Raw genomic sequence first — 12659 nt, 5'->3', positions numbered from 1 at the left:
GGATCGGGGGTGGTCAACGGCGGCTCCTTTCGTCTTCGCCGCAGGAGCGGCGCGGTATGAGGTGGGCGGAGAGCGTGACGGAGTCCGCGCTCCGGCCCTCCACGAGATCGGTGAGCGCGGCGACCGCCCGGTGCCCCAGCTCGGGCGTCGGCTGCGCGATCGCCGTGACGGGCGGGTCGATGTGCGGGAACCAGGCGATGTCGTCGAACGCCGCCAGCGCCATGTCGTCGGGCACGCGCAGCCCGCGCAGACGCAGTTCGTCCATCACGCCGAGCGCCATCAGGTTGTCCGTGGCGAAGACGGCCTCGGGCGGCTCGTCGAGCCCGAAGAACGCGCTCGTGACCCGCCTGCCGCTCTCGGTCTGGAAGTCGCCCTGCCCGATGTACGCCTCGGGCAGCGGCAGTCCGTACTCGCGCAGGGCCGAACGGAAGGCCTCCACGCGTTCGTTGCTGGTGGTGGTCGCCACGGGGCCCGTGATGATCGCGAGGCGGCGGTGGCCGAGCCCGTACAGGTGCCCGACCAGCTCGCGCACCGCTGCGCGCCCGTCGGCCCGTACGACCGGGACGTCGATGCCCTCGATCCAGCGGTCCACGAACACCATCGGGATCCCCGAGAGCGCCGCCTCGCGCAGCGCGACCGAGTCGCCCTCGGCGGGGGAGACCAGGAGACCGTCGATGCGGCGGTCGAGGAGCGTGCGGACGTGGTGGTCCTGGAGCGCGAGGCGTTCGTCCGCGTTGCCGATGATGACGCTGTAGCCGCGGCTGCGTGCCGCGTCCTCGACGGCGCGGGCGAGTTCGGTGAAGAACGGGTTCAGTACGTCGCTGATGATCAGCCCGAGCGTGCGCGTCTGGTCGGTGCGCAGCGAACGGGCCACCGCGTTGGGCCGGTAGCGCAGTTCGGAGACCGCCGAGAGGACGCGCGAACGGGTGTCGGCGCGTACGCCGCTGTGCCCGTTCAGGACACGGGAGACCGTGGCGACGGAGACGCCGGCACGTGCCGCCACGTCCTTGATGCCTGCCATTGCGGTGCCGGATTCCCAGGGTGAACGGGGGGTGGAAGTGTCCCCAGACGCGCGGCAGTCGGACGGGTGCCGGAACATGTGCCGTTGCTCGCGTGGAAACGATTACATCGGTAATGAGAAGTGATGCGTGCGCCGGAACGCAAGGGGCCGATGCGAGATCGTGACCATGTCACGCTGTGTGCGCGCTTCGTACAACTCGCGTCCATCTCCCGCCAGTTATCCACAGGGGTGCCGGGGCGGGCGCATGCGGCGTTACGGTCTGTGACATGACGTTCCAAGCCACCGTGCTCGAAGGGGTCCTAGAGCGGATCACGTACGCGAACGAGGACAGTGGGTACACCGTCGCGCGCGTGGACACCGGAAGAGGCGGTGGCGAACTGCTCACGGTGGTCGGCTCGTTGCTCGGCGCCCAGGTCGGGGAGTCGCTCCGGATGGAGGGCCGATGGGGCTCCCACCCGCAGTACGGCCGCCAGTTCACGGTGGAGAATTACACGACGGTGCTGCCCGCCACCGTCCAGGGCATCCGCCGCTATCTCGGCTCGGGTCTCGTCAAGGGCATCGGCCCCGTCTTCGCCGACCGCATCACCGAGCACTTCGGCCTCGACACGCTGGACGTCATCGAGAAGGAGCCCGCCCGCCTCATCGAGGTCCCGGGCCTCGGCCCCAAGCGCACCAGGAAGATCACGGAGGCGTGGGAGGAGCAGAAGGCCATCAAGGAGGTGATGGTCTTCCTCCAGGGCGTCGGCGTCTCGACCTCGATCGCCGTGAGGATCTACAAGAAGTACGGGGACGCCTCCATCTCCATAGTGCGGAACCAGCCGTATCGCCTGGCGGCCGACGTGTGGGGCATCGGCTTCCTCACCGCGGACCGCATCGCCCAGTCCGTCGGCATCCCGCACGACAGCCCGGAGCGCGTCAAGTCCGGCTTGCAGTACGCGCTGTCGCAGTCCACCGACCAGGGCCACTGCTATCTCCCCGAGGAGCGCCTCCTGGCCGACGCGGTCAAGCTCCTCCAGGTCGACACCGGCCTGGTCATCGAGTGCCTGGGCGAGCTGGCGGCCGAGGAGGAGGGCGTGGTCCGGCAGAAGGTGCCCGACCCGGAGGAGCCCGGGCGCGAGCAGACCGCCGTCTATCTCGTGCCCTTCCACCGCGCGGAGCTGTCCCTCTCCGCGCAGGTCCTCCGGCTGCTGCGCACCGGGGAGGACCGCCTCCCCTCCTTCCGGGACGTCGACTGGGACAGGGCGCTGGGCTGGCTCGCCACCCGCACCGGCGCCGAACTCGCCCCGGAGCAGCGGGAAGCGGTCAAGCTCGCCCTCACCGAGAAGGTCGCGGTGCTCACGGGCGGCCCGGGCTGCGGCAAGTCGTTCACGGTGCGCTCGGTGGTCGAGCTGGCCCGCGCGAAGAAGGCGAAGGTCGTGCTCGCCGCGCCGACCGGGCGGGCCGCCAAGCGGCTGGCGGAGCTGACGGGGGCCGAGGCGTCCACCGTGCACCGGCTCCTGGAGCTGAAGCCGGGCGGCGACGCGGCGTTCGACAGGGAGAGACCGCTCGACGCCGACCTGGTGGTGGTCGACGAGGCGTCGATGCTCGACCTCCTGCTGGCCAACAAGCTCATCAAGGCCGTGCCCCCGGGCGCCCATCTGCTGCTCGTCGGCGACGTCGACCAGTTGCCGTCTGTCGGCGCGGGCGAGGTGCTGCGCGATCTGCTCGCCGAGGAGGGGCCCGTCCCCTCGGTCCGGCTCCAGCGGATCTTCCGCCAGGCTCAGCAGTCGGGCGTGGTCACCAACGCCCACCGGATCAACTCGGGCGCGCAGCCCCTGACCCAGGGCATGAGCGACTTCTTCCTCTTCGTCGAGGACGACACGGAGGAGGCGGGCCGGCTCACGGTGGACGTGGCCGCCCGCCGGGTCCCCGCGAAGTTCGGCCTCGACCCGAGGCGCGACGTCCAGGTGCTCGCCCCGATGCACCGCGGCCCGGCAGGCGCGGGCACGCTGAACGGGCTGTTGCAGCAGGCGGTCACCCCGGCCCGCCCCGGCCTCGCGGAGAAGCGCTTCGGCGGGCGGGTTTTCCGTGTGGGTGACAAGGTCACTCAGATCAGGAACAACTATGAGAAGGGAGCGAACGGCGTCTTCAACGGCACGGTCGGCGTCGTCACCGCTCTCGACCCCGACGAGCAGCGGCTCACCGTGCTCACGGACGAGGACGAGGAGGTGGGGTACGACTTCGATGAACTCGACGAGCTGTCCCACGCCTACGCCGTCACCATCCACCGCTCGCAGGGCAGCGAGTATCCCGCCGTGGTGATTCCCGTCACCACGGGAGCCTGGATGATGCTCCAGCGCAATCTGCTCTATACGGCTGTGACCAGGGCAAAGCGCCTGGTGGTCCTGGTGGGCTCGCGAAGGGCGCTCGCGCAGGCAGTGCGCACGGTCTCGGCAGGACGGCGTCATACGGCGCTGGCGCACCGTCTCAGCGGGGTTCTCGCGGGCGGCACCGGGGGCGGCGGCGCTCCAGGGGGTGACCCCGGCGGCTTCGAGGGTGCAGGATAGCTATAAAGGGCGGCACTCCGTGCCACCATGGAGCCCCTTGGCTGACCCCGAGTGCACCGCACTGCGCTAAATGGGGGAGAGTGGAAAGAGTCAGGGCACCTCGAAGAAGAGGCACTACGTCGGTGAGGGATGACGTGAGCGAACACCGCGACAGCGAGAAATCCGTAGTAATCAACTACGGAGACGGCGAATACAGCTACCCGGTCGTCGACAGCACGGTGGGCGACCGTGGCTTCGACATCGGCAAGCTGCGCGCCCAGACCGGTCTGGTGACCCTGGACTCGGGCTACGGCAACACCGCCGCGTACAAATCCGCCATCACCTACCTCGACGGTGAACAGGGCATTCTGCGGTACCGCGGCTATCCCATCGAGCAGCTCGCGGAGCGCGGCACGTTCCTGGAGACGGCCTATCTCCTGATCAACGGGGAGCTGCCGACCGTCGACGAGCTCGCCGGTTTCAAGGACGAGATCACCTCGCACACCCTGCTGCACGAGGACGTCAAGCGGTTCTACGACGGCTTCCCGCGTGACGCCCACCCGATGGCGATGCTGTCCTCCGTGGTCAGCGCGCTGTCGACCTTCTACCAGGACAGCCACAACCCGTTCGACGAGCAGCAGCGTCACCTGTCGACCATAAGGCTGCTGGCCAAGCTCCCGACCATCGCGGCGTACGCGTACAAGAAGGCCGTCGGGCACCCGGTCATCTACCCCAGCAACGACCTGGGGTACGTCGAGAACTTCCTCCGGATGACCTTCTCGGTCCCCGCGCAGGAGTACGATCTCGACCCCGTCGTGGTCAACGCCCTCGACAAGCTGCTGATCCTCCACGCGGACCACGAGCAGAACTGTTCGACGTCCACGGTCCGCCTCGTCGGCTCCTCGCAGGCGAACATGTTCGCCTCGATCTCCGCCGGCATCAACGCGCTGTGGGGCCCGCTGCACGGCGGGGCCAACGCGAGCGTGCTGGAGATGCTGGAGGGCATCCAGGCCGCCGGTGGCGACGTCGACTCCTTCATCCGCAAGGTGAAGAACAAGGAGGACGGCGTCAAGCTCATGGGCTTCGGCCACCGGGTCTACAAGAACTTCGACCCCCGGGCGAAGATCATCAAGGCCGCGGCGCACGATGTCCTCTCCGCGCTGGGCAAGAGCGACGAGCTGCTCGACATCGCCCTGCGCCTGGAGGAGCACGCCCTCTCCGACGACTACTTCGTCGAGCGCAAGCTCTACCCGAACGTGGACTTCTACACCGGCCTGATCTACCGGGCCATGGGCTTCCCGACGAGCATGTTCACCGTGCTCTTCGCCCTCGGCCGGCTGCCGGGCTGGATCGCCCAGTGGCACGAGATGATCAAGGAGCCGGGCTCCCGCATCGGCCGCCCGCGGCAGATCTACACGGGCATCGTCGAGCGCGAGTACGTGCCGGTCGAGGCCCGCTGAGCCTGTCCCTCTCCGCCCTCAAGGCCCTGGTCCAAGCGGACCAGGGCCTTCCGTATGTGCAGATGAGGGGAGAGACGTAGATCACAGTTTTTGGGGGGTAACCATTGGCGGGGGTCGCGTGTCTAACCGGTTGGCAACGGCCTCCCGGCGGAGCTGGAGCCAGTCACCAGGTACGTCTTGGGGGATGTGCTTGGTGTGCAGAGAGGGTGAACGTGCCCGGGGAGCTTTGAGCGGCCCTCCCGCCCGTACGTGCAGCCAGCAAGCGCCCGGCCAGGATCCCGTGGGGGGAATCCATGACCGGGAAACGGAAGCGCCCCGTCGACGGGCCCGTGGGGGGACCTGGACGACGGGGCGCTTTTCGCTGCCCGGGGGCATATCCCCGGGGCTCTTGTTCTCGGGGTCGGGGGTCAGGCTCGGCCCACCAGGTCGTAACCCGCCTCGTCGACGGCCTCGCGGACGGCCTCGTCGTCCAGCGGCGCCGCCGAGGTCACGGTGACCTCTCCGGCCGAGGCCACGGCCTTCACGGCCGAGACGCCGTCGAGCTTCGAGACCTCCTCCGAGATCGCGTTCTCGCAGTGGGCGCAGCTCATTCCGGAGACCTGGTAGACGGTGGTGACGGTGCTCATGGGCCGGTCCTCGCAATCGTTCCTGTGTGGCGTGCGGCGTGCTCGCGCACCAGGCTATACCCCCCGGAGGTATCAAGTCACCTCCCTCCCCGGTGCCCGGGGCGCCGGGCGACCCAGGCGCGGATGGTGTCCGCGTACCAGAAGGGCCTCCCGCCCTCCACGAGGTCGGGCGGTGGCAGCAGGCCGTGCTTCCGGTAGGAGCGCACCGTGTCCGGCTGGACGCGGATGTGCGCGGCGATCTCCTTGTACGACCAGAGTCGTCGGTCGGTCATCTCTCGCACCTCCCAGGGGGTGGCAGTTGATCACTCAGCCCGTGCCCGGTGAACGACGCAGAGTGACGCCATGCGCGTGCCTGTGGTGCGGATGTGACGCGAAGCCCGAGTAACGGTGACGCTCGTGACCATCCACCCATAGCTACGTCAGTATGTAAGGACAAACTATTGACAGTCGCCCCCGCCGCGGCGGACGATGGACCTCGTTGCGCGTCGGAAGAGGTCGGAAGAGAGGGCACCCCACCCATGGCCAAGCACGAGGTCGTCACGATGGGCCGCATCGGCGTCGACATCTATCCGCTCCAGACGGGGGTGCCGCTCCAGCGGGTCGAGACCTTCGGCAAGTTCCTCGGCGGCTCGGCCACCAATGTCGCCGTCGCCGCCGCGCGCCTCGGCCGTACGACGGCGGTCGTCAGCCGTACCGGCGACGACCCTTTCGGCACGTACTGCCACGAGGCACTCCGTGACTTCGGCGTCGACGACCGCTGGGTGACACCCGTTCGGCGGTATCCGACCCCGGTGACCTTCTGTGAGATCTTCCCGCCCGACGACTTCCCGCTGTATTTCTACCGCCGCCCCAAGGCGCCCGACCTGGAGATCCACCCGGAGGAGCTGGACCTCGACGGCATCGCCGCCGCGGACATCTTCTGGATGACGGGCACGGGGCTGTCCGAGGAGCCGAGCCGCACGGCGACCCTCGCCGCCCTCGCCGCACGCGACGCCGTCCGCGGTACGGCCGTCGCCACCGTCTTCGACCTCGACTGGCGGCCCATGTTCTGGGGCGCGGGCCCCGACGGCACGCTCACCGAGGACGAGGCCAAGGAGGCGGCCCGCACCGTCTACCGGGAGGCGCTCGCGCACGCGACCGTCGCCGTCGGCAACGTCGACGAGTGCGAGGTCGCGACGGGCACCCGTGAACCGCGCGCCTGCGCCGAGGCGTTGCTGGAGTCCGGGGCCGAGCTGGCCGTCGTCAAGCAGGGCCCGAAGGGCGTGCTCGCGATGCGGCGCGACGGTACGGCCGCGGAGGTGCCGCCCCGTCCCGTCGAGGTCGTCAACGGGCTCGGCGCCGGGGACGCCTTCGGCGGCTCCCTCTGCCACGGGCTGCTCGCCGGGTGGGACCTGGAGCGGACGATGCGGTTCGCCAACGCCGCGGGCGCGCTCGTCGCCTCGCGGCTGGCCTGCTCCTCCGCGATGCCGCGGCCCGACGAGGTCGAGGAGCTGCTCCGTGGCTGAGCCGCACCCCGCCGCGGGCCTCCGTTCCGGGGGCCGGGCAGGGGCTGCCCCTGCCGGTGCGTTCCGGTCCTCGCGTGCGTTGTGGTTGCCCGCGCCCACGCGGCGGAGCCGCAAGATCAACACAGCCCCGCGCCCCTTCGGGGCACCTCCCGTCACGTTCCGAAAGTGAGTCCCCGTTGAACTCCGTCAGTATTTCCTCGCTCGTGAGCACGCGGGCCCGGCATCCCGAGGCCGTCGCCGAGGCCGCCGCGCGCCGGGAGCGGCGGCCGCTCCTCGGCGAGAGCGGGCGGCTGATGATCGTCGCCGCGGACCACCCGGCGCGCGGGGCGCTCTCCGTGGGCGACGACAAGCTCGCCATGGCCAACCGCGCCGAGCTGCTGGAGCGGCTCACGCTCGCCCTCTCCCGGCCCGGCGTGGACGGCGTGCTCGCCACCGCCGACATCCTGGAGGACCTGCTCCTGCTCGGCGCGCTGGAGAACAAGGTCGTGCTCGGCTCGATGAACAGGGGCGGTCTGGCCGGTTCCGCGTTCGAGCTGGACGACCGGTTCACCGGGCACCGCGCGCAGGACATCGAGCGGCTGCGGTTCGACGCGGGCAAGCTGCTGCTGCGCATCGACTACGACGACCCGGGCTCGCTGCGCACCATGGAGTCCACCGCCCGTGCCGTGGACGACATGGCCGCGCGCGGGCTGCCCCTCTTCATCGAACCGTTCCTCTCCCGCAGGGTGGAGGGCAAGGTGAAGAACGACCTGGGCGCGGAGGCCGTCGCACGGTCGATCGCCATCGCCTCCGGACTCGGCGGCACCTCGGCGTACACCTGGCTGAAGCTGCCGGTCACCGAGAACCCGGACGACATGGCGTGGGTGTGCGAGACCTCCACGCTGCCCGCCGTGCTGCTGGGCGGCGAGGTGAACGGCGACCAGGAGGGGGCGTACGAGAAGTGGCGCAAGGCGCTCAGCCTTCCCACGGTGCGGGGCCTGGTGGTGGGACGCTCGCTGCTCTATCCCGCCGACGGCGATGTGAGCGCGGCCGTGGACACGGCCGTCGGGCTGCTCTGAAAGGGGCCACGGAGACATGACGGACACCGACTTCGAGCACGGCTTCCACCTGCCGGCCGGAACCGCGGCCGCCGGGCCGTACGCGCTGGACATCGACCCCGAGCGGGCCGACTGGGGGTACTCCTCGCTGCGCGTGCTGGAGCTGGAGCCGGGCGGCGCGCACGCGTTCGGGACCGGCGGGAGCGAGTGGATCGTGCTGCCGCTCAGCGGGGGCTGCACCGTGGAGACCGAGGGCGAGAGCTTCGCGCTGCGTGGCCGCGCGAGCGTCTTCAGCGGCGTGAGCGACTTCGCGTACGTGCCGCGCGACGCGGACGTACGGATCACCAGCGAGCGCGGCGGCCGGTTCGCGCTGACGGGGGCGCGCTGCGAGCGGCGGCTGCCCGCGCGGTACGGCGCCGCCGAGGACGTCCCTGTCGAGCTGCGCGGTTCCGGCAACTGCTCGCGCCAGGTCAACAACTTCGGCGCCGCGGGAGTCTTCGAAGGGGCCGACAAGCTCATCGCCGTCGAGGTGCTCACCCCGGGCGGCAACTGGTCCTCGTACCCGCCGCACAAGCACGACGAGTTCCGCGACGGCGTCGAGAGCGAGCTGGAGGAGATCTACTACTACGAGATCGCGCCCCATGGCCGTACCGAAGGGCTCGGCTACCAGCGCGTGACCCCCAGCGGGCAGGGCAAGGGCACCGACGTGCTCGCCGAGGTGCGCAGCGGCGACGCCGTGCTGATCCCCGACGGCTGGCACGGGCCGTCGATCGCGGCGCCGGGGCACGACATGTACTACCTCAATGTGATGGCCGGTCCGGGGGTGGATCGCGCGTGGCTTATCTGCGACCATCCTGATCACGCATGGATCCGTGGCGCGTGGGCCGATACGCCGGTGGATCCAAGGCTGCCGCTGTACGGGGCGAAGGATTCCGCAGGTTCCCAGGACGAGGAGGGCGCCAAGTGACCACCGCCGACCGGACCGTGCGGCTGACCGTCGCGCAGGCGCTCGTCCAGTTCCTCGCCGCGCAGTACACGGAGCGCGACGGCGTCCGCCACCGGCTCGTCGACTCCTGCTGGGGCATCTTCGGCCACGGCAACGTCGCCGGGATCGGCCAGGCGCTCGTCGAGAACGGCCAGGGGCCGGGCGCCCCGCTCCCGTACCACCAGGGCCGCAACGAGCAGGCCATGGTGCACGCCGCCGTCGGCTTCGCGCGCCAGCACAACCGGCTGTCCGCGCAGGCCGTCACCACCTCCATCGGCCCCGGCGCCACCAACCTGGTGACCGGCGCCGCCCTCGCCACGGTCAACCGGCTGCCCGTCCTGCTGCTGCCCGGCGACATCTTCGCCAGCCGCGCCCCCGACCCGGTGCTCCAGCAGCTCGAATCGCCGTACGCGGGCGACGTGTCGGTCAACGACACGCTGCGCCCCGTCTCCCGCTACTTCGACCGCGTCACCCGGCCCGAGGCGCTGATCCCCGCCGCGCTCCAGGCGATGCGCGTGCTGTCCGACCCGGCCGAGACCGGCGCCGTCACGCTCGCGCTGCCGCAGGACGTGCAGGCCGAGGCGTACGACTGGCCCGAGGAGTTCCTCGCCGAGCGCGTGTGGCGCGTGGGCCGCCCGGTGCCGGAGGCCGACGCGGTCGCGGAGGCGGCCGAGGCCGTACGCGCGGCGCGCCGGCCCCTGCTGATCGCGGGCGGCGGAGTCCACCACAGCGAGGCCGAGGACGCGCTGCGGGCCTTCGCCGACGCGACCGGCGTCCCCGTCGCCTCCACCCAGGCGGGCAAGGGCTCGCTGCGCCACGACCACCCCGCCGACGTGGGCGGCATCGGCCACACCGGCACCGCCGTCGCCGACGAACTCGCCCGCACCGCCGACCTCGTGATCGGCGTCGGCACCCGCTACACGGACTTCACCACGGCCTCCTCGACGCTCTTCGAGGACCCCGGCGTCCGCTTCCTCAACCTCAACATCACCTCGTTCGACGCGCACAAGCTGGGCGCGCGCTCCCTCGTCGCCGACGCGCGCGCCGGGCTCGAAGCGCTCACGGACGCGCTGGCGGGCCACCACGTCGGGCGCGCGTACGAGGCGGAGTACGCGGAGGGCAGGGCCCGTTGGGAACGCGTGGTCGACGCGGCGTACGCGGTGCCCGACGAGAAGGCCGTGCCGTCCCAGACCCAGGTCCTCGGCGCGCTCGACTCCGTCGTCGACGACACGGACATCGTCATCAACGCCGCGGGCTCGCTCCCCGGCGACCTGCACAAGCTGTGGCGCGCCCGCTCCCCGCGCCAGTACCACCTGGAGTACGGCTACTCCTGCATGGGCTACGAGATCCCCGCCGCGATCGGCGTGCGGATGGCCGCCCCCGGCCGCCCCGTATGGGCGCTCGTCGGTGACGGCACGTACCTCATGCTCCCCACCGAGCTGGTCACGGCCGTGCAGGAGGGGATCAACATCAACATGATCCTGCTCCAGAACCACGGCTACGCCTCCATCGGCGGCCTCTCCGAGCAGACCGGCGCCGAGCGCTTCGGCACCGCCTACCGCTACCGCGCCCCCGACGGGACCTACACCGGCGACCCGCTCCCCGTGGACCTCGCCGCCAACGCCGCCTCGCTCGGCATGGACGTGCTCCGCGCCCGTACGTACGCCGAACTGCGCGAGGCGCTGGAGACGGCGCGCGCCTCGTCCCGGCCGACGTGCGTGTACGTCGAGACCGACACCTCCTCCGAGGTCGCGGCCCCCGGCGCGCAGGCATGGTGGGACGTCGTCGTCGCCGAGACCTCGGACCGCGAGGCGGCCCGGGAGGCGCGCGAGGAGTACGAACGCCAGGCCGCCCGCCGGCGCCGCCACGTATGAACGCCGCCGCCCCGCCCCGATGAACTCCCCTGAGAAAGGTCCCGCACCCATGGCATCCCAGAAGACCCTCGGCCACTGGATCGGCGGCAAGCCCGTCGAGTCCGCGTCCGGCACCTTCGGCCCCGTCTACGACCCGACGACCGGCGAGCAGCCCACCCGCGTCTCCCTGGCCTCCGTCGAGGAGGTGGACGCGGCGGTGGCGGCGGCCAAGGGCGCCCTCGCCTCCTGGTCCCAGTCGTCGCTGGCCAAACGCACCGCGTTCCTCTTCAAGTACCGCGAGCTGCTCGACGCGCGGCGCGACGAGATCGCCGCGCTGATCACCGCCGAGCACGGCAAGGTGCACTCCGACGCGCTCGGCGAGGTCGCCCGCGGCATGGAGATCCTCGAACTGGCCTGCGGGATCCCCGAGAAGCTCAAGGGCGAGCTGTCCACCCAGGTCTCCACCCGCGTGGACGTCGCCTCGATCCGGCAGCCGGTCGGCGTCGTCGCGGGCATCACGCCGTTCAACTTCCCGGCGATGGTCCCGATGTGGATGTTCCCGCTGGCCATCGCCTGCGGCAACACCTTCGTCCTCAAGCCGAGCGAGAAGGACCCCTCCGCCTCGTACCGCCTCGCGGAGATCGCCGCGGAGGCGGGCCTTCCGGACGGCGTGCTGAACGTCGTCAACGGCGACAAGGTGGCCGTCGACCGGCTCCTGACCCACCCGGACGTGGCCGCCGTCTCCTTCGTCGGCTCGACGCCCATCGCGAAGTACATCCAGGCCGAGGCCACCGCCAACGGCAAGCGCGTCCAGGCGCTCGGCGGCGCCAAGAACCACATGATGGTGCTCCCCGACGCCGACCTCGACCACGCCGCCGACAACGCGATCAACGCGGCCTACGGCTCCGCGGGCGAGCGCTGCATGGCGGTGTCGGTGGTCGTCGCGGTGGGCGACACGGGCGACACCCTCGTCTCGAAGATCGCCGAACGCGCGGCGGCGCTCCGCATCGGCCCCGGCAACGACGAGGCCAGCGAGATGGGCCCCCTCATCACCCGCGAGCACCGCGACAAGGTCGCCTCCTACGTCAAGGGCGCCGCCGACGAGGGTGCCGAGGTCGTCGTCGACGGCACGGGCCTCACGGTGCCGGGCCACGAGAACGGCTTCTTCACCGGCGTCTCCCTCCTCGACAAGGTCCGCCCCGGCATGGCCGCCTACGAGGACGAGATCTTCGGCCCCGTCCTGTGCGTGGTCCGCGCCGAGACCTACGACGAGGCGATCACCCTCATCAACTCCAGCAAGTGGGGCAACGGCACCGCCATCTTCACCCGCGACGGCGGCGCGGCCCGCCGCTTCCAGTTGGAGGTCGAGGCCGGCATGGTCGGCGTCAACGTCCCGATCCCGGTCCCCGTCGGCTACCACTCCTTCGGCGGCTGGAAGCAGAGCCTCTTCGGCGACCTGCACATCTACGGCAACGACGGCGTCCAGTTCTTCACCCGCGGCAAGGTCATCACCACCCGCTGGCCCGACCCGTCCGACAGCGCCGGCATCAACCTGGGCTTCCCGAGCAACCACTGACGGCACGCCACGGCACGCCACCACGTGGCACGGCACGCCACGGCGCGACAGAAGGGGACGGGCACACCAGT

Annotated in this window: 10 protein-coding genes; 7 read left to right on the top strand and 3 right to left on the bottom strand. The window is 70.9% G+C overall.

Annotation, left to right across the window (positions count from 1 at the left end):
- Window positions 1-13: 13 nt before the first annotated feature.
- A complete protein-coding gene (locus ABD343_RS26975) occupies window positions 14-1021 on the bottom strand; it encodes a LacI family DNA-binding transcriptional regulator (RefSeq protein ID WP_344531925.1) in 1008 nt (335 codons plus the stop codon).
- 266 nt (window positions 1022-1287) lie between these two features.
- Between ABD343_RS26975 and recD2 the strand changes: the two genes are divergently transcribed.
- Entirely contained in the window at window positions 1288-3567 is a 2280-nt protein-coding gene (gene recD2, locus ABD343_RS26970; RefSeq protein ID WP_344531924.1) for an SF1B family DNA helicase RecD2, read from the top strand.
- A 134-nt stretch (window positions 3568-3701) separates the two neighbouring features.
- Window positions 3702-5006, top strand: a complete 1305-nt coding sequence (locus ABD343_RS26965) for a citrate synthase (protein WP_344531923.1) — start codon at window positions 3702-3704, stop codon at window positions 5004-5006.
- A gap of 407 nt (window positions 5007-5413) precedes the next feature.
- Here the strand turns inward: ABD343_RS26965 and ABD343_RS26960 are convergent, their stop codons facing one another.
- Both ABD343_RS26960 and ABD343_RS26955 read right to left on the bottom strand, forming a co-directional pair.
- Window positions 5414-5632 (bottom strand): heavy-metal-associated domain-containing protein, encoded by a 219-nt coding sequence (locus ABD343_RS26960; protein ID WP_344531922.1) that lies wholly within the window; start codon window positions 5630-5632, stop codon window positions 5414-5416.
- Window positions 5633-5709: 77 nt separating this feature from the next.
- Window positions 5710-5904, bottom strand: a complete 195-nt coding sequence (locus ABD343_RS26955) for a helix-turn-helix transcriptional regulator (RefSeq protein ID WP_344531921.1) — start codon at window positions 5902-5904, stop codon at window positions 5710-5712.
- Window positions 5905-6150: 246 nt separating this feature from the next.
- Between ABD343_RS26955 and iolC the strand changes: the two genes are divergently transcribed.
- From iolC to ABD343_RS26930, 5 genes are all read left to right on the top strand, one after another.
- Entirely contained in the window at window positions 6151-7137 is a 987-nt protein-coding gene (gene iolC / locus ABD343_RS26950) for a 5-dehydro-2-deoxygluconokinase (RefSeq protein WP_344531920.1), read from the top strand.
- Between the two features lie 176 nt (window positions 7138-7313).
- Window positions 7314-8195, top strand: a complete 882-nt coding sequence (locus ABD343_RS26945; RefSeq protein ID WP_344531919.1) for a Cgl0159 family (beta/alpha)8-fold protein — start codon at window positions 7314-7316, stop codon at window positions 8193-8195.
- 16 nt (window positions 8196-8211) lie between these two features.
- Complete coding sequence (gene iolB / locus ABD343_RS26940; RefSeq protein WP_344531918.1) at window positions 8212-9141, top strand: 5-deoxy-glucuronate isomerase; 930 nt, start codon at window positions 8212-8214, stop codon at window positions 9139-9141.
- Complete coding sequence (iolD, locus tag ABD343_RS26935; RefSeq protein WP_425578278.1) at window positions 9039-11033, top strand: 3D-(3,5/4)-trihydroxycyclohexane-1,2-dione acylhydrolase (decyclizing); 1995 nt, start codon at window positions 9039-9041, stop codon at window positions 11031-11033. Before iolB ends, iolD begins: the two co-directional genes overlap by 103 nt.
- Before the next feature lie 49 nt (window positions 11034-11082).
- Window positions 11083-12588 carry a CoA-acylating methylmalonate-semialdehyde dehydrogenase gene (locus ABD343_RS26930; RefSeq protein ID WP_344531916.1) on the top strand — a complete coding sequence of 502 codons (1506 nt, stop codon included), beginning with the start codon at window positions 11083-11085 and terminating at the stop codon, window positions 12586-12588.
- The last annotated feature ends 71 nt before the right edge of the window (window positions 12589-12659 follow it).

Origin of the sequence: Streptomyces albiaxialis (assembly GCF_039530985.1) — a bacterium.
Lineage (GTDB): Bacteria > Actinomycetota > Actinomycetes > Streptomycetales > Streptomycetaceae > Streptomyces > Streptomyces albiaxialis.
The sequence above is the reverse complement of the archived record's forward strand: the minus strand, read 5'-3'. Positions and strand labels throughout refer to the sequence as shown.

Bases quoted from the DNA above. Each gene is read 5' to 3' on its own strand.
- ABD343_RS26975 (WP_344531925.1), bottom strand. From the start codon at position 1,021: ATGGCAGGCATCAAGGACGTGGCGGCACGTGCCGGCGTCTCCGTCGCC.
- recD2 (WP_344531924.1), top strand. From the start codon at position 1,288: ATGACGTTCCAAGCCACCGTGCTCGAAGGGGTCCTAGAGCGGATCACG.
- ABD343_RS26960 (WP_344531922.1), bottom strand. From the start codon at position 5,632: ATGAGCACCGTCACCACCGTCTACCAGGTCTCCGGAATGAGCTGCGCC.
- ABD343_RS26955 (WP_344531921.1), bottom strand. From the start codon at position 5,904: ATGACCGACCGACGACTCTGGTCGTACAAGGAGATCGCCGCGCACATC.
- iolC (WP_344531920.1), top strand. From the start codon at position 6,151: ATGGCCAAGCACGAGGTCGTCACGATGGGCCGCATCGGCGTCGACATC.
- iolB (WP_344531918.1), top strand. From the start codon at position 8,212: ATGACGGACACCGACTTCGAGCACGGCTTCCACCTGCCGGCCGGAACC.
- iolD (WP_425578278.1), top strand. From the start codon at position 9,039: ATGGATCCGTGGCGCGTGGGCCGATACGCCGGTGGATCCAAGGCTGCC.
- ABD343_RS26930 (WP_344531916.1), top strand. From the start codon at position 11,083: ATGGCATCCCAGAAGACCCTCGGCCACTGGATCGGCGGCAAGCCCGTC.